Here is a 15,582-nt window from a genome sequence, read left to right as displayed (position 1 = left end):
CTTACAGCGAATATCTATCTATTAATACTGTTATATACGAAATCTCGGGACCTATGGAGGGTATTTCAGGCTGGGCTACTTTAAATCTTGAGCCACTCGAACTCATATTTCACATGAAGCTCACTTAACTTGACAGAACCGGGCAGACCACTTTGGGAATGGAGTATTGCGCGGCCTGTCGGTGTTCCCGAAAACGCCAGGGTTCAAGCCGGTAAGCCAGCACGGGCGGCAGGTTGTTACAAATAATGATGCTGCGGCCCTGGGAAAGCATGGCGAAGTCGGTGGTCGTGACCAGCTCGCGCTCAGTGAAGCGGACCGTGCTGCTCAGTTCGTGCTCGTGCTCCGATTTGCCCAGCCCCCGGTCCTCGACCATGTACTTGCCGCAGGAATCCGAGATGAACTTCGAGGTGCCCTCCCTATCAGAATCCGAGCGGTCCACGGCGGGCAAAAAGATCTTGGTATGCACGTTTTCCATGATGGCGGTGCGTCCCTCTTTGCCCCACAAGTCGCTGAGCTGCGCCAGGCTCTGCACGTAGATGCACATCGAGATGCCGCGCCCGGCCAGCGTGGCGGCGTACTCCGGCAGCATCAGCGGCGTGGCCCGGTACGCCTCATCGAAGACCGCCAGAAGTTTCTCGCCGGGCAGGTCGGGGTTGAGGTCGTACCTTCGCATGATCGAGCGAAAGAGGCTATCGATGACCAGGTTTAGAATCGGCAGATTCATGGCCAGCTCGGACTCGCGGAATACCAGGTAGACGGTGGTGCGGCCCTCCACCAGGTCTGCCGGGGTGAAGTCCGAGCCGCCCAGCAGATGCGCCACGCCCTGGGTCATCAGGTTCTGCGTGGCGATCAGCAGGCGCTGCCAACTGTTGTTGAGGAAACGGTCGGCGGCGGCCTCGCGCCAGTCCACCTTGTCCGGATCCTTGGAGAGAAAGGCATTGATCCAGCGGCTCACCTGCGGATCACTCAGTCGTTGCAGGCTCAGCATGGCGCCCTGTACGCCGAGCGGGTGGTAGAGCACATCCCTGAGCAGCTCGATGACCGGCACCTCCTGCACCTTGGCGGCCCGGATGATGGCGGCCAGCGCCGCTGAGGCCCGAAGCGCGAACACGGCATTGGCGCCGTCTTTGTCCGGCTGCATGTAGGCGATCGCGGCAGCGTAGATCTGCTCGTTGGTCACCAGCGCGGCGAAGGGATCATACTGGTGGCTCGCCTCGCCGCTGGACGGATTTAAGATAAAGACGCGCTGGCCCAGCACTTCACGGCGGTAGCCTGCGGTCTGCGCGGCGAGCTCACCCTTGATGTCTACCACCACTGCCGAGCCTTCCCAATGCAGAAGATTGCTGGCGATGCTCAACCCCTTGCCGCTGCGCGAGGGCCCCACCCACAGGAAGTGGCCCAGTTCCTGTTTGCCTGCCGTGCCGGGCCGGAGTGAGAGCAGCGAGCGGTACGCAAAGCCCAGCAGCACCCCGTCTCCCTTCAGGGGCGAGCGGGTCAGGCTGTGGAGCTCAAACTTCGACGAGAAATGCGCGGTGTGGCGCACGATCTGCCGGGCGTCTTTGAAGAGATAGACCGCCAGGATGCCGAGGGTCAGGCACAGCGCTGCGAAGGTGCTCTGCCCGCGCATCGCCAGGTAGACGGTCCCCCAGACCACCCCCAGTGCCAGCATCAGTCGCAGCAGAAATCTCGGATAAGAAATAATCATTGAACATCTCCTTTGAAGTGGGGTGAACAGCTACTTCGGAGGTGCTGAAACCATCTGCTGGTTTCCGACTACAACAACCGCCGAGGCGGAACGGGCGAAACGTGTTTCGAGCGCTCGATGCGGTTGGCGTTGAGGCGCAGATCACGCAGGCTGACGACCTCCGGGCGCCACCACATCCCGAAGCCGCTGCACCCCGCTCCGAACAAAATGCCCGCGAGGTACAGGGCTTGCTCCAGGCGTGGAGCCGACCACGCAAACAGCAGCCCTCGCCAGCAGGGCTCGGCCTGAACGCAACTCTTCCAGAAGATCCAGGGTGAGACTTCGCCCTGAGCCTCCCGAAACGCCGTCTGGAAGGCGAGGAGCGCCCGGCTGATATCCGGCATGGCGCTGAGAAAAAGCGCCGTCAAACTCAGCGCCAGGAGCAGCAGTCCAACCCACTTGGTCAGCACCGGGCGCATATCCACATACATGGTTTGAAGCCGCATAGAAGTCACCTCTTGACCGGGCCTTATCGCCCAAGCTGAAGATCAACGTGCCGCCTGCTCTGAGTGCTCTCTGCGCCGCCGCCTGCCGCCTGTTCAGCAGCGTGACCGTGCGCCTTGAGCGTCGCCTGAACACCCTGCTCAACCGTGGTGTGCCGCTGCAACGGTGAGGGCTCCAGCATCCGGGCTTTCTCAACGTCGCCCCTGTGTCTCAGTTGCTGGAGTTGAGGCACGGTCAGGCGTTGGTCCACCGTGATCAGCACATGCGCGTGGGGCTGCTCGGTATGGCGCCCTGCCCCGGCATGCACCACCAGGGCGTAGCGGTTAAAGTTGTTGTCTTCGAGCAGTTGCCGGGCCCAGGTCTCGGTTTGATGCACCGAGAAATCTGGTTCACCAGGACTCAGAATGACCGAGTACAGGTAGCGGTGATCTCCGGGCCTCAACTCCTGGTTCAGGGCTTCCCAAGCCTGGTCGCCGCCTTGGTCGAGGTGGTAGCGCCCGTAGGCCGTGACCACCTCCCGGTCGGCGCGCGCCTGCTCCAAATCCGGGCGGTGAGCGAAGTACTCCAGGCTGCCGCGCATCCCCCCGGTGGACGCGCCGCTGAAACGGGCTTTGACGACGGAGCCCGGCATCAGGAGTGCCCCGCAGAAGTAGCCGCCAACTGGCCTCCTTCACGCAGCCACCGGCGAATCCCCTTTTGGTCCCGCTTGAGTTCTTCCAGCGTGGCGTTCCAGTTGGCACCCTCGATGGCCAGAATGCTGTCGCGGTCCTGCCCGCCCTGCGCCATCAGGACCTGCAACATTCGCCGCGCGGTCCCGGCCTCGGCGTAGGTGCGAACCGACTCTTCACGCAGCACTTCCAGAAAGCGTTGCAGCTCTCCGCGCACGACCGTCTGCACCAGGGGCAGCACCAGATGTTCACTCGCCTGCGCCTGACCTTTCGCGAGGCCAATCAGCAGGAGCGAGGCCCCGTAATCCGAGAGCGGCATCTTCAGGGTCTGGGCTCTGGCGGTGATCAGTTCAGCGTCGGCCTGACTGACCCGGATGGTTAACCGAACGGTACTGTCCTTGCGTGCTGACATGAGGTCTCAGCTCCTAGGGTGAGTGGTGTGCAGGCCGGAGGTGCCTACGCCCGGACTGGAAGAATGGGTGAGCTGAGCGGCGGGGTGCAGACCTCCTAAGTTCGGGATCATGGGCGACCAAACCAGGCAGTGAGTGCGCGGCAGATGACCGGCATCAGGTGTCATTCTCTGCATCAGGTTTTTCTTGCGCCCAGCGCGGTAAAAGCTGCCACCTGCGGTGCGGCTTATCCTGCCCTTTGCTCAGGCGACCTCGCAGCGGCCCCTTTCCCAGTGCCCACCACTGCCCCACCTCACCGGGCCTGCTCACCGCTGTGCTGACCCTATTGGCGCCCCTTTTCCTGCCGGTGTAACCGCCTTCTCTGGTCTCAACTTCTTCATCATCTTTCGGGGCGTCAAACTGTGCCGGTAATAAGTGGACAACGTTCTGAACGTCTCCTCGTCCGTGATGTCCGCCTCCTTGACACCCTGAACCGCCACATGCAGCAGTTGCGTGGTCTTGCGGTGCCAGGTCTGATAGCGCTCGGTGTTCAAGATCAGATGGTCGGGCCGCAGCCGTTTGCCCACATTGACCGTCTGCTCCAGCGGCACCGCCTCGATCACCCCGTCCCGCACCCCCTGGATGAGCAACTCGACGTACCGGCTGCGCTGCCTGGTCAGAATCTGTGGGAGCGTTTCTGACAGTTTCTTCACCTCGAATATCGGAGTCATAACGTAGTATATCGGTTTAATAGGTAGAGAAATCAAGGGTGGTCGCACGGGCTGCTGAACCGGTCCCTCAAGACGCCTGCTGGACCTGACCACCGCACCAATGCTCATCCGGCTGGTTTCCTCACAGGAGGGTCAGCAAGGGGCCTTCTGTGAGTTATGTAGACTGCTCGACGGCTTCTATCTTTTACCTGCCTTCCTGACCTTCTCAGGCCCAAAGAGAAGCCCTTGAGGCTCCAGACGTCTTCATCGTGCTTGCCCGGCACCCGGTTACCTCACCACGACTGCCCTCCCGTGAACCTGTCTTTGTTCTGCTCGTCAGGCGGTGGGCCTCGCGCGTTGGTGTTTGGCAAATCTGTTTTTAAAGATCTTTAAAGATTAAAAAATGCAATGCACCAAAGAAGATTTCTCAATACCGTCTGGGACAGCGTAAATTCACCAACCGCATCAAAACCGCGACGGCAACCGCATCAAAACCGCGACGGTGACTGGATCAACCGCATCAAAACCGCGACGGCAACCGCATCAAAACCGCGACGAATGGAAACAGAATATTGAGTACAGCTTCTGTCCACAGAAAAAAATCGCATCAAAACCGCGACGGTGGCCATCTGGAACCGCATCAAAACCGCGACGGCAACCGCATCAAAACCGCGACGGCAATTCAGGGAACCGCATCAAAACCGCGACGGGACTCGTGGAGTGAGGGGTGTCGGGTGAGTATCGGGGTGAAGCGGCCTGAGCGGGCCCTTGACCAGGCGCTCGGGCCTCCAGTTCTGTTTCACTCAGAACAGCGTCCAATAGCGCGGCGGTTCGTTGAGTCACCCTTCTTATTTGCTCGCTCCGCGCCAGGTGATCAAGGGCCGCGTCACCGCCTCATCATCCCGGCTCACAGGCACAAGAAACCGGCTCGCGTGAAGGCGAGCCTTTGCTCAAAGCTCCCGGTCACGGTGCACCACTCAAGGCGTTGAGGAAATGCCGGTCATTCGCCCTGGTATTCCCTGGGTCTGAACCGCATCAAAACCGCGACGGGAAACCGCCCCGATGTCAGTCTTTCCAGGCGGCGATGGTGCTGTTGACCATGTCGGCGGTCATGGTCACGAGCTGGCAAATTTGCCGGGGACTGACCTTCCCGGTATCGAGGTCCACTTGCAGAGCAGTTCGCTGCTCCAGCGTGATGCGTTTGATGGCACTCAAGCTCATCAGGGCGTTGCTCGCCGAGCGCATCAGCTCGGTCTCGCTGCGCGGCACTTCAGGTTCCGGTGGAGGCGCGGCCTGGCGCTGGAGTGGGCGCGGCGCCACCACCCGTTTCGGACGACGGCGAAACTGCTCCAGATGCGCCGGGAAGTCGCTGTCTTTAAGCACCGAGATGACCAGACCGGGGGGGTTGCGGATGCCCCCAACCTTCACCTTCTGGTCAACGGTCCACAGCGCACACTCGATCTCCTCGGTGGTGTGGAGCGAGGCCAGACTGGTGGCATTTTTTCCGGTCACGCCCGCCTCGCGCAGCAGGCGCAATCCGGTGGTATTCACTGCGGTGTTGGACTGCGCGAAACTCACGCCGATGGTGGTGTCCCAGCCCCGGCCTGCGGTACTGACATCCAGTAGATACCCGGCGTCTTTGAGCTGCGCGAATGGTCCTGAAGCGTGAAACAGCGGTCTGAGCAGGGTCGCCGGTTCATGCCGTGCACCCAGCAACCGGCAGGCCTCGACTAGGTCGCGCGCTGAGATGGTGAGGCGAGGCGAGGTCTGGGTGAAATCAGCCGGGTCGCGCCGCCAGGCCTCGAGCAGTCGGTAGAGCCCCCTGGACGCCGGGCTGGCGAGCTGGGCGAGCACCTGGCGGTTGGTCATCAGGGTCAGTGCGCCGTCGATCGACTGCACGATATTGGGGTTGAGCCGGATGCGGTAGGTGGTCACCACCTGATCGGCGTTAAAGGCGTGCTCGGTGGTGCGAGTCTCCACCTCGTCAATCAGCGAGAATGAGCGCTCCTCGGCCACACTGTGCAGCGGGGTGCGCCACTTGTTCCAGATATTGAAGTTGGTGTGGCGCAACTGGTTGAGGTTGCGGCGGATGCTTTGGTAGTTTTCGGTTCGCAGCGCCATGTGACTGAGCCGGGCCAGGTCCGCCGCCGTGACCTCGATGACCTGCTCACCGCCCTCGCGGGCCGCCACACTGCCGGTCACGATCCCGGCGAACAGGTCGCTGGCGGTGCCGTGCGGCACGCCGTCCTCGTGGGCGGTCATCGAGCGGATGCCCGCACCGTTTTTGCGGTCACCCACCTCGGAGACCCAGCCCAGGCGCACAGAGTCAGGTAGGCGATTCTGGATTGGAATCAACCCCAGATGCGTGACGTTGAACTCGGTGTACTGGTGATCCGTCGGCTTGGCCAGCTCGTCCCGGTGTGCCATGCCGTCAGTTTAGCGGTCTGTTGAGGGGCGCCTGGCGAATCCCGGAGTCTGGGAGTGTTCCTGTCTGACCCGGTATCCTCGGGCCATGCCCACCCTTACCCCTCTACGCCTGTACCCCACCGAAGCGGCGGCCCGTAAGGCGGGTCTGGCCCTGGCCTCGCTGGACGGGGAGCGCCGGGCGACTATCCTCTATGCTCTGCACCCGGCAGGGGAGAAGAAGCCGACCTACCTGCTGAGTAGCGCTTACCGCCTGACGGTGCCGGAGCAGCGTTGGGTCAGCGAGCATGGCGCCACCTCGATCAAGCTGGGCCGTTTTCTGCTCGGGGGTAGCTTCTTGCCGCTTCAGACGAACATGGCGCGACAACTCCGATCAGAGTGCTAGGAAAGAACCCTCTGTCCTGACGTTGCCAGGTGAGGAATATATAAAAAAAGATGATCACGTGCCTTAGCACCCATGCGGTGTTGTTCCACTCGGCTTTAGCGTAGGCTCAGGCATAGAGTAAACCATGTGTGTTTGTATCTCGGTTGTACGTGTTGTTCGTTTGGAGATGTGATTGAAGAAAAATTGAATACATCTCTAGTGTGATGTGTATATATTCTAAAAGCGCCTGAGTCCACGCCACCGTGCAGGGTCAGTCTTCGCGCCCTAGGCGCGGCGCCACCCGCCCCCTCCCCGCGTCACCTGGCCAAGCGGACCTTCACAGCAGGGGAAGGCCGCGCACGCGCGGCGAGGGGGCGGCAGCCCGCCCAGAACCCTCGCCGCGCCGCCGCGCCAGCCTCCCTTGCCCCTACTGGCCTTCAGGAGCTTGAGCACATCACCAACCCTCTTTCCTTGTGCCTTCACTATGCGCCTTGGCCGTCCTGAGCCGTTTCATGAGGCTTCTGCTTGAACGACCTCTGCTGCTTCCCCAGTCAGCGGAGGTAGCCTGGCCTGGGAGGTCGCGTTGTAGCCTCAATCGCCCGAAAACCCCCGTTAAGGGCCTGGAGGCTGTATAGGCTACGCTTATGGACCAGTTCAGCGCTGACGCACCGCACCTCCCGGCTGCGTCCCGTACGGCGTCAACCTTCACGATCGTCCGGCTCCGACTGCGGGTCACCAAGGGATCTGGCTCGCAGGTCGCCAGGACCGCGCCGGCATTCACACCCATCGAGTCGGCACAGTATTGCTGGCATGCCGCCCATTCCGCTCACCTCGCCCTTCTGGTCAGAGCCAGTGCACCGTTCGGAAACGGCGTCCTCGTCGAATGGCCCGACGAACCAGCGAACATCTATGTTGCATGGCACGCTGCTCCACAGACTTTGACTCTTCATCCAGGGCATGCGACTGTCCCCCTGATCGTCATCTGCCCATGTGGGGCGGCGCGGCGGGGAGCTTCACCGTGACGCACAGCCCCCCGGCGGCCCTGGGGGTGAGGGTGAGGGTTCCGTCGTGCGCCTGGACGATGCTGTTGACGATGGCCAGGCCGAGGCCGACCCCTGAACGGTCGCTGCGTACGCGTTCGGCACCACGCTGAAACGGCTCGACCAACGTGGTGACCACCTCCTGCGCGAGCTTCTCACCGGTATTCTCGACGGTGAGCGTCACATTGCCTTGGTGGACGCTGGTTCTGACCCAGACGGTGCCCTGTTCAGGCAGGTTGTGGATGACCGCGTTGTGCATGAGGTTCGTCGTCATCTGGAGCAGGAGCGTATGTGAGCCGATGGCAGGGGTAATCTCGCCGGAGACGTCGATGGTGACCCCGCGTTCGTCGGCGAAGAAGAAGAGTGTTTCGGTGGCTTCCTCCGCCAGGAGGGACAGATCGACGTGCTCTCTGGTGAAGGACCGTCCGTCGGCGCGGCTGAGCAAGAGAAGGGCTTCGGTAAGGTCGATCGCGCGGGTGTTGACCGTGTGGAGGCGGTCGACCAGTTCGCCGGTGTCACGCTTCGGATCGTTACGGGCCACGTCGAGCAGGGTCTGCGTGATCGCCAGCGGGGTGCGCAGTTCGTGGGAAGCGTTGGCCGCGAATCGCCGCTGTTCGGCCACGTGTGCTTCGAGCCGTGCCAGCATGGCGTCGAAGGCGTCGGCGAGCTCGCGGAACTCATCGCTGCGGCCCGGGAGCCGGATGCGGTGGGAGAGCGATCTGTTCGTGGCCAGGCGGGTGGCATCGGTGATCCGGGTCAATGGCGCGAGCATGCGGCCAGCCAGCACCCACCCTCCCACGAGACCGAACAGCAACAGGAAGACGAGGATCAGGACGGCTGCTGGCCCGAAAACCGCCGTGCCGAAGTTGTGCGGGTCGAGTGCTCTTGGGAAGTCGGAGAGTTTGGGCATGAGCGTGCTGACGGGCGCGCCTCGCAGCAGGAAGACCCACACCGCCACGAGCAGGAGCGTACCCGCGACCAACAGAAACCCGGCGTAGCTGAGCGTGAGTTTGAGACGAACGCTCAACCCAGACGCCCTATCCACCGTTTTCTCCCTCACGCCCGGTGTCGATGCGGTAGCCGACACCGGGGACCGTGGCGATCAGCCAGGGTTCGCCGAGCCGTTTGCGCAGGGCTGAGACCGTGATGCGCACGGCGTTGGTAAATGGGTCGGCGTTCTCGTCCCAGGCCCGTTTCAGCAGCTCCTCGGCGCTGACGATCCCGCCTTCGGCGGTGACGAGCACTTCAAGCACGGCGAACTGCTTCCGAGTGAGCGCGACGTAGTGGCCGCCCCGGTAGACCTCACGCCGAAACGGGTCCAGACGCACGCCTGCGATCTCTCGCACGGGCGGCCTGTGGTGGGCACGCCTGCGGTCGAGCGCTCTGAGCCTGAGCACGAGCTCTTTCAGCTCGAAGGGCTTGGTGAGGTAGTCGTCGGCGCCGAGCTCGAACCCGGAGGTCTTGTCGCCCAGCCGGTCGGCGGCGGTGAGCATCAGGATCGGCATGCCGCTGCCGGAAGCGACGATGCGTCTGGCGATCTCGTCGCCGGAAGGGCCGGGAATGTCACGGTCGAGGACGGCGATGTCGTAGGCGTTGACGCTCAGCAGTTCCAGAGCGGTGTCACCGTCACCGGCAATATCGGCGGCAATCGCTTCCAGGCGGAGACCACCTTGGATAGCTTCTGCCAGATAGGATTCGTCCTCAACGATCAACACGCGCATGCATCCTCGATCCTACAGGTCGGAGCATATCGCCCGCATATTGAAAATTCCATACAGGCCGACAACACCCCACCGTGTTGACTGGCGGCATGTCCTCCGAACTAGCCCGGGCAGCAGCCCAACGTACACGCCCCACCATCCTCGCGGCCCTGATGGCCCTGTGCGTCGTCAGCGCGGCAGCTCTCGGTCATAACCCGTTGACGGCTCCGTCTCCGCCACCATTACCCATCGCCGCGCCACCGCCGCCGCCCCGCCTGCCCGTTCGCCTTCACGGCAATCGCCTCGATGCGGCTGGTAGGGCTGCCGGTGCCGTTCCCGACGGCGTGACCGTCTTCGATGATAGATATCCGGCGGTGGCCAGGCTTAACGCAGACCTGCTCCGTGCTCTCCGTCACGCGGCAACGGACGCCACAGACGACGGCGTCACGTTCTTCGTCAACAGTGGCTGGCGTTCCCGGTCGTACCAGAATCAGCTTCTTCATGAGGCGGTCTCGAAATACGGCTCGGAAGCGGAAGCTGCCCGGTGGGTCGCCACAGCGGATACGTCCCCTCACGTGTCCGGAGACGCGGTTGACATTGGGCCAGCCCGCGCTGCGGCATGGCTGTCCAAGTACGGCACCAGGTACGGGCTGTGCCAGATCTACAGAAACGAATCCTGGCACTTTGAGCTGCGTCCCAGGGCGATTGTTCGTGGTTGCCCACCCATGTACGCCGACCCCACGCACGATCCGAGGATGCGGTGACCAGCACGTCCGGCAGAGAGCCGCTGTCAACGCCATCATCACACGCGGGAGAGAACGATGAGTAGAACGCTACACACCCTGGCCACCTTTGCCGTGATCGCCCTGCTCTGCACGGGTTGTAAGAACGTGCCCGCCGAAACCGAGAGCGGTGGCAACACTACCGCCACCAACCGGGATCAGGCGGTAAAGTTCGCCGCCTGCATTCGGGAGCACGGCGTCCCCGACTTCCCAGACGCAAATGCGAAGGGCGAGTTCGTCTACGCAATCAGCGTCAGCCCCTCGGTGTGGACGAGGGCCGTCGGCGCATGCAAGGCCTTGCAGCCACCGGGCACGTTGAGCACAAGGCGTGGTCCCGAGCAGCAGAAGGCGGGCCTCAAGTTCGCCCAATGCATCCGAGACAACGGCGTCAAGGACTTCCCCGATCCCGTCAAGGGCGAGCCCCTCATCGACACGACTCGGATCCCGTCCACCTCAACGAACGGCGGCATGACCATTCTCAGCGCCGCGATGCAGACGTGCCGCGCGCTCCTGGACGCGGCAGCGGCGGGTCAGTGATGAGGCGGAAGACCTGGGTACTGTCTGGATCGGCTGTGCTGCTCGCTGCGGTTGCCACCGGTGGCATGGTCGTGAGGTCCAGCACCAAGCAATCAAGCCCAGCCTCACAGGACATGCCAGTGAGCACCGCGAAGGTGGAGAAGGGCAAGCTCTCGGCCACAGTCTCTCAGTACGGAATCCTGACTTACCGTGCGCGGCCCGACGGCTCGCCCTACACCGTGATCAACCGGGCCAACGGAACCTACACCGAGTTGCCCGAGAACGGCGACAAGGTCGGCTGCGGTGAGGTGCTGTACCGGGTGAACGACCACCCGGTGCTCCTGCTGTGTGGCCCGGTCCCGGCCTACCGCGACCTGCACAGCGGCGATGTGGGCAGGGACGTTCGTGAGCTCAACCAGAACCTGCACACGCTCGGCTACGACGCCGGTATAGACATTGATCCCCAAGACAAGGTCTTCACCCAGAAGACGCAGAAGGCTGTTGAGAAGCTCCAGCGCGACAAGGGCTTTGACGTGACCGGAACGCTTGCCCTCGGTGACGCGGTCTTCCTTCCCGAGGCGGTGCGGATCGCCAGGGTGGCAGGCGAGCTCGGCGGATCTGCCCAGCCGGGTGCCCAGGTCGTGAACGCCACAACCGACACGCCCGTGGCGCAGTTGGACCTCGCTGCGGCGCGGCAGCGCGAGGTGAGGATGGGCGACCGGGCGCGGATCACGCTGCCCGGCAACAGGTCGGTGACGGGAAAGGTAGACCGGTTCGGACGAATCGCCCAGGCCCCCGAGGGGCAGAACGCCAACGTCGGGGCCGCGACCCTCCTGGCCTACATTCGTCTTGACGACCCACAGGAGGCGCGTGGGCTCGACAGCGCCCCGGTCCAGGTGGACATCACGACCAGGGGCGTGGAGAGCGCCCTGAGCGTCCCGGTGACCGCCCTCTTCGGGAAGTCCGGCGGCGGCTTCGCGGTCGAGGTCGTAGGCGAAGCTGGCGAGCGCGAGGTGGTCGCGGTGAAGCTGGGCCTGTTCGACGCCACCGCCGGACGCGTTCAGGTCGGGGGCCACCTTCGCGCGGGCGACTCCGTGGTGGTGCCGCCGTTATGAGTCGCGAGATCGTTCTGGAACTGGATGAAGTGACCAAGGTCTACGGTGAGCAGCCGCCGGTGCCCGCCCTGCGGGGGGTGTCGTTCTCCGTGCAGCGGGGTGAGCTCTTAGCGATCGTCGGGCCCTCGGGGTCCGGCAAGTCCACGCTCCTGCATATCATGGGGACGCTGGAGCTGCCCAGCAGCGGCGTGGTTCGGATCGGCTGCGTCGACGCGGCGCGGCTGAGCGACCGCGAGCTGTCGCTGCTGCGAGCCCGGGAAATCGGGTTCGTCTTCCAGTCATTCTTTCTGGCCGAACATGCCACGGTGCGCGAGAATGTCGCCGATGGGCTGCTCTATACCGGCGTCCCCGCCGCCGAGCGGTACAGGCGCGCGGATGAGGCGCTCGAACGGGTCGGCCTCGTTGACCGCGCGAACTTCAAACCCACCAAACTCTCCGGCGGGCAACGGCAGCGAGTGGCGATTGCCCGGGCCCTCATCGGGCGTCCAGCGATCGTCCTCGCCGACGAACCGACCGGGAACCTCGACAGCGCGACCGGCGCATCGATCATGGAACTCATTCACGAACTCAATGCCGACGGTGCCACCATCATCATGATCACGCATGATGGGGGCCTCGCCGATGGGCTGCCTCGCCAGATTCGACTGGTGGACGGTGAGGTGGTTTCCGATACCGGTGGTGACCTCGGCGTCCTTGTGGTGCCCACGAATGGTGCGGGGGCGAAGTGAGGGGGACTACGAGCGTCAGCGGCGGACGACTGGGGCTGAACGACGGGCTGCGGGTGGCCACGGTCGGGCTGCGATCCCGGCCACTGCGCGCCGCGCTGTCCGCGCTCGGAATCGCCATCGGGACGGCGGCGATCGTGGCGGTCCTCGGACTGTCCTCGTCCTCGCAGGCCGGGCTGCTCGCGCAGATCGACCGGCTCGGCACCAACCTGCTGACCGTCGAGGCCGGACAGGGACTTACTGGGGAGCAGGTGAAGCTGCCCCGGGAAGCACCCGCAAGAATCACTCTGCTGGACAATGTCCAGTTGGTGGCAGATACCGCCTACATGAAGGAAGCGAAGGTCTACCGGAATCCGATGATCCCGGTGGGCAACACCGGCGGCCTCCAGGTGCGGGCCATCAGCCTGAACCTGCTGTCCGTGCTCGGCACCGGCGTCGCACGCGGCCACTGGCTCAGCGAGGGCACCGCCTACGTGCCGGTCGCGGTGCTCGGTTCGGTCGCCGCTCAGCAGCTGGGCATCGACCGGGTCCACCCTGATCAGCGGATCTGGCTGGGAGGCCAGTGGTTTAATGTCGCGGGTATCCTGAAGCCCTCGCCGCTGGTGCCCGACATCGACAACAGCGCCCTCGTCGGTTATCCGGCGGCCCAGAAGTACCTCGACTATGTCAGCCTGGTTCGGGGCGAGCAGAAAGCCGGCCCACCAAGCTCAATCTACGTGCGCGCCGACATCGACCATGTCGCAGGGGTGCAGTCGCTGCTCGCGCGAACCGCCAACCCCGAGGCGCCGAACGAGGTAAACGTCAGCCAGCCGTCTGACGCGCTTACCGCCAGAGCCGCTGCGGCGGGGGCGTTCGACAGCCTCTTTCTCGGGCTCGGGGTGGTGGTGCTGATCGTGGGGGCTGTCGGTGTCGCCAATATCATGATCATCTCGGTGCTGGAGCGCCGCTCGGAGATCGGCCTGCGCCGCGCCCTCGGTGCAACGAAGGGCCAGATTCGCACGCAATTTCTCGCGGAGTCGGTCCTGCTCGCCGTCATCGGTGGCGTCGTCGGCGTGCTGGCCGGGGCCACGGCGACGGCCATATATGCCAGCTCAAAAGGCTGGGCCATCGTGATCCCCACCCAGGCGTGGGCGGGCGGCGTCGCCTCGGCCATCCTGATCGGCGCACTCGCTGGCCTGATGCCGGCCATTCACGCGTCCCGGATGCCGCCAACCGTGGCATTACGAACGGTTTGAGCGGGGAGTGAATCTTTATCGAGCAGCCATTGCAACTCGTCGCGGGGTTCTGCACACCCCTCTGGGTAGGCGCGTGAGTGGCTTCCTCTTCGAAAGCAACCGCACAGACCGGTACACGCCACAGATGGCGCAGCGCGCCAGGATCGACAGGCCCGTCACGCCGCATCGATTGCGGGCCAGCGTCGCCACCCTGCTGCTGGACGCGGGCATGCCGCTCGATCAGGTGCAGAAGTTCCTGCGGCACAAGCGCATCACCACCACCCAGATCTACGCTGAGACCAGCATCAAGAACATGGGAGAGAGTTACCTCAACGCGCTCGAGCGTCGCTAACCGCCATGCTGCCGGAACTGCCGGACCGCGAACAGACGACGGACCGCTTGCCAGAAGTGCTCCATGAAGCGGACCTGCGGCGGCAGTTTCGGCTGAACGACGCCGACCTGCTCGAAGTTGCCCGTTGCCGGGGGCCGATCAACCGACTGGGCTTCGCGGTGCAACTGTGTACCCTGCGCGGCTACGGGTTCTTCCTGCGGAATTTGGACGACGTGCCAGACGAGGTGCAGGGTGTCCTGGCCGCTCAACTAGGCCTGCTATCCATCGGTCTGAGTGGCTATCCCAGCGACGAGAAGACCCGGCACGCCCATTTGGAGCGGCTTCGCACGTACCTGGGGTACGTGCGCTGTGGAGAAGCCCAGCGTGAACAACTGTCCGCGCACCTTCAACAGGCGGCGCAGGCGACGCCACGAACGGAAACCTTACGCAAGTCGGCGCATGCCTGGCTCTTGACACACCGGGTGGTACGGCCTGGCCGCACCACCCTCCGATACCTGATCGCCACGGCCCGCGAAGCGGCGCTGGACGGAACCTATCTCACTCTGACTGGGGGGCTGAGCACCGAACAGGGCCAGCAGCTCGACGCGCTGCTCGGTGCCGGAGAGGAGCAGGACTCGGCCTGGCCACGGTCCCCGCTGGAGGGCCTGAAGCTTCCGGCCAAGAAGGAATCGGCAGACACCATCCTGTTCCTGCTTGCGCGGCTTAGCACCCTGCTCGCTCTGGGGCTGTGTGCCTGGCCAGCAGTGGTCGCCCTGCACCCTGAGATGCGCCGACAACTGGCGCTGTGGGGCTACCGCCACGACGCCTGGAGCGTCCGGCGGTTCCCAGACGCGAAACGGCGGGCCGTCCTGCTGTGCTTCATTTCCATGGCCACGGAACAAACCACCGATGCGGTGGTCGACGCACTGGACAAAGTGATCAACGACATTCACAACAAGGCCAGGAAGCGCCGCCAGCAGCTCTTGCGGGCCAGTGAAGAGGCCCGCAGCCGCGCCGTCGAAGTCCTCGAAGTGATCGGCACGCCGACCCTCAACGAGACCATCCCCGATCCAGCGCTGCGCGCTGAGATTACCCGGCATTACCCCCGCGAAGACCTGACCCGGCTGGTCGACGGCAGTCGTCACCTGCGGGAAAGCGACGGATCGTATTACCGGCTGACCGAGTCGTCGTGGGCATATACCCGGCGCTTCTCCCCAATATTGCTGGAGGTGATGCCGTTCCAGTGGTCAGAGGGGAGCCTGATCGGTCAGGCGGTGGGTGCAACTCAGAAATGGGGAACCGGAAAAGCACGGTGGCGCAGCGGGTGAAACTGGAGTGGGCGTGAGGACGAAGCTGAACCCGCACGAAGGGCCGCCATACCAGCAGCTCCTGAACGTGACCAATGCTGGCCAGCAC

General features: G+C 63.7%; 16 protein-coding genes. 8 read left to right on the top strand and 8 right to left on the bottom strand.

The genetic code is table 11. From position 1 onward, the window contains the following. Positions 1-124 precede the first annotated feature (124 nt). The 6 genes from Q0R23_RS01030 to Q0R23_RS01005 form a co-directional block, all read right to left on the bottom strand. Positions 125-1,705 carry a type IV secretory system conjugative DNA transfer family protein gene (locus tag Q0R23_RS01030; protein ID WP_293909394.1) on the bottom strand — a complete coding sequence of 527 codons (1,581 nt, stop codon included), beginning with the start codon at positions 1,703-1,705 and terminating at the stop codon, positions 125-127. A 68-nt stretch (positions 1,706-1,773) separates the two neighbouring features. Further along, positions 1,774-2,190 carry a hypothetical protein gene (locus tag Q0R23_RS01025; RefSeq protein ID WP_293909391.1) on the bottom strand — a complete coding sequence of 139 codons (417 nt, stop codon included), beginning with the start codon at positions 2,188-2,190 and terminating at the stop codon, positions 1,774-1,776. A 23-nt stretch (positions 2,191-2,213) separates the two neighbouring features. Further along, positions 2,214-2,819: a hypothetical protein gene (locus Q0R23_RS01020; RefSeq protein ID WP_293909388.1), complete on the bottom strand. Its 606-nt coding sequence runs from the start codon at positions 2,817-2,819 to the stop codon at positions 2,214-2,216. Further along, complete coding sequence (locus Q0R23_RS01015) at positions 2,819-3,268, bottom strand: hypothetical protein (protein ID WP_293909386.1); 450 nt, start codon at positions 3,266-3,268, stop codon at positions 2,819-2,821. The genes Q0R23_RS01020 and Q0R23_RS01015 overlap by 1 nt, the downstream gene beginning before the upstream one ends. A gap of 303 nt (positions 3,269-3,571) precedes the next feature. Next, the gene (locus Q0R23_RS01010) at positions 3,572-3,976 is read right to left on the bottom strand and encodes a hypothetical protein (RefSeq protein ID WP_293909384.1); all 405 of its coding nucleotides are present in this window, start codon (positions 3,974-3,976) and stop codon (positions 3,572-3,574) included. 1,044 nt (positions 3,977-5,020) lie between these two features. After that, on the bottom strand, positions 5,021-6,382 hold the full coding sequence (locus tag Q0R23_RS01005; RefSeq protein ID WP_293909382.1) for a replication initiator protein A: 1,362 nt from the start codon (positions 6,380-6,382) through the stop codon (positions 5,021-5,023). Positions 6,383-6,467: 85 nt separating this feature from the next. Between Q0R23_RS01005 and Q0R23_RS01000 the strand changes: the two genes are divergently transcribed. Continuing rightward, complete coding sequence (locus Q0R23_RS01000) at positions 6,468-6,764, top strand: hypothetical protein (RefSeq protein WP_293909380.1); 297 nt, start codon at positions 6,468-6,470, stop codon at positions 6,762-6,764. Between the two features lie 957 nt (positions 6,765-7,721). Here the strand turns inward: Q0R23_RS01000 and Q0R23_RS00995 are convergent. Beyond that, positions 7,722-8,810 carry a HAMP domain-containing sensor histidine kinase gene (locus Q0R23_RS00995; protein WP_293909378.1) on the bottom strand — a complete coding sequence of 363 codons (1,089 nt, stop codon included), beginning with the start codon at positions 8,808-8,810 and terminating at the stop codon, positions 7,722-7,724. A gap of 10 nt (positions 8,811-8,820) precedes the next feature. Continuing rightward, a complete protein-coding gene (locus Q0R23_RS00990; RefSeq protein ID WP_293909376.1) occupies positions 8,821-9,504 on the bottom strand; it encodes a response regulator transcription factor in 684 nt (227 codons plus the stop codon). Between the two features lie 89 nt (positions 9,505-9,593). Here Q0R23_RS00990 and Q0R23_RS18480 point away from each other — a divergent pair, with 89 nt between their 5' ends. The 7 genes from Q0R23_RS18480 (at position 9,594) to Q0R23_RS00960 (ending at position 15,494) form a co-directional block, all read left to right on the top strand. Next, positions 9,594-10,247: a M15 family metallopeptidase gene (locus Q0R23_RS18480; protein WP_366520372.1), complete on the top strand. Its 654-nt coding sequence runs from the start codon at positions 9,594-9,596 to the stop codon at positions 10,245-10,247. A 93-nt stretch (positions 10,248-10,340) separates the two neighbouring features. Next, a complete protein-coding gene (locus Q0R23_RS00985; RefSeq protein ID WP_293909373.1) occupies positions 10,341-10,802 on the top strand; it encodes a hypothetical protein in 462 nt (153 codons plus the stop codon). Continuing rightward, entirely contained in the window at positions 10,802-11,896 is a 1,095-nt protein-coding gene (locus Q0R23_RS00980) for an efflux RND transporter periplasmic adaptor subunit (RefSeq protein ID WP_293909397.1), read from the top strand. The genes Q0R23_RS00985 and Q0R23_RS00980 overlap by 1 nt, the downstream gene beginning before the upstream one ends. Next, on the top strand, positions 11,893-12,624 hold the full coding sequence (locus tag Q0R23_RS00975; RefSeq protein ID WP_293909370.1) for an ABC transporter ATP-binding protein: 732 nt from the start codon (positions 11,893-11,895) through the stop codon (positions 12,622-12,624). Before Q0R23_RS00980 ends, Q0R23_RS00975 begins: the two co-directional genes overlap by 4 nt. A gap of 53 nt (positions 12,625-12,677) precedes the next feature. Next, positions 12,678-13,856: an ABC transporter permease gene (locus Q0R23_RS00970; RefSeq protein WP_293909367.1), complete on the top strand. Its 1,179-nt coding sequence runs from the start codon at positions 12,678-12,680 to the stop codon at positions 13,854-13,856. A gap of 7 nt (positions 13,857-13,863) precedes the next feature. Continuing rightward, positions 13,864-14,187, top strand: coding sequence for a tyrosine-type recombinase/integrase (locus Q0R23_RS00965; RefSeq protein WP_366520371.1), 324 nt, complete (start codon positions 13,864-13,866; stop codon positions 14,185-14,187). Between the two features lie 5 nt (positions 14,188-14,192). Continuing rightward, positions 14,193-15,494, top strand: a complete 1,302-nt coding sequence (locus tag Q0R23_RS00960) for a DUF4158 domain-containing protein (RefSeq protein ID WP_293909361.1) — start codon at positions 14,193-14,195, stop codon at positions 15,492-15,494. Positions 15,495-15,582: the final 88 nt, after the last annotated feature.

Origin of the sequence: Deinococcus sp. (assembly GCF_025362455.1) — a bacterium.
Classification (GTDB): domain Bacteria; phylum Deinococcota; class Deinococci; order Deinococcales; family Deinococcaceae; genus Deinococcus.
This window is presented reverse-complemented; position numbering and strand designations above follow the sequence as displayed.

Excerpts from the sequence above, each read along its gene's own strand:
- Q0R23_RS01030 (WP_293909394.1), bottom strand. The coding sequence starts at position 1,705 with ATGATTATTTCTTATCCGAGATTTCTGCTGCGACTGATGCTGGCACTG.
- Q0R23_RS01025 (WP_293909391.1), bottom strand. The coding sequence starts at position 2,190 with ATGCGGCTTCAAACCATGTATGTGGATATGCGCCCGGTGCTGACCAAG.
- Q0R23_RS01020 (WP_293909388.1), bottom strand. The coding sequence starts at position 2,819 with ATGCCGGGCTCCGTCGTCAAAGCCCGTTTCAGCGGCGCGTCCACCGGG.
- Q0R23_RS01015 (WP_293909386.1), bottom strand. The coding sequence starts at position 3,268 with ATGTCAGCACGCAAGGACAGTACCGTTCGGTTAACCATCCGGGTCAGT.
- Q0R23_RS01010 (WP_293909384.1), bottom strand. The coding sequence starts at position 3,976 with ATGACTCCGATATTCGAGGTGAAGAAACTGTCAGAAACGCTCCCACAG.
- Q0R23_RS01005 (WP_293909382.1), bottom strand. The coding sequence starts at position 6,382 with ATGGCACACCGGGACGAGCTGGCCAAGCCGACGGATCACCAGTACACC.
- Q0R23_RS01000 (WP_293909380.1), top strand. The coding sequence starts at position 6,468 with ATGCCCACCCTTACCCCTCTACGCCTGTACCCCACCGAAGCGGCGGCC.
- Q0R23_RS00990 (WP_293909376.1), bottom strand. The coding sequence starts at position 9,504 with ATGCGCGTGTTGATCGTTGAGGACGAATCCTATCTGGCAGAAGCTATC.
- Q0R23_RS18480 (WP_366520372.1), top strand. The coding sequence starts at position 9,594 with ATGTCCTCCGAACTAGCCCGGGCAGCAGCCCAACGTACACGCCCCACC.
- Q0R23_RS00980 (WP_293909397.1), top strand. The coding sequence starts at position 10,802 with ATGAGGCGGAAGACCTGGGTACTGTCTGGATCGGCTGTGCTGCTCGCT.
- Q0R23_RS00975 (WP_293909370.1), top strand. The coding sequence starts at position 11,893 with ATGAGTCGCGAGATCGTTCTGGAACTGGATGAAGTGACCAAGGTCTAC.
- Q0R23_RS00960 (WP_293909361.1), top strand. The coding sequence starts at position 14,193 with ATGCTGCCGGAACTGCCGGACCGCGAACAGACGACGGACCGCTTGCCA.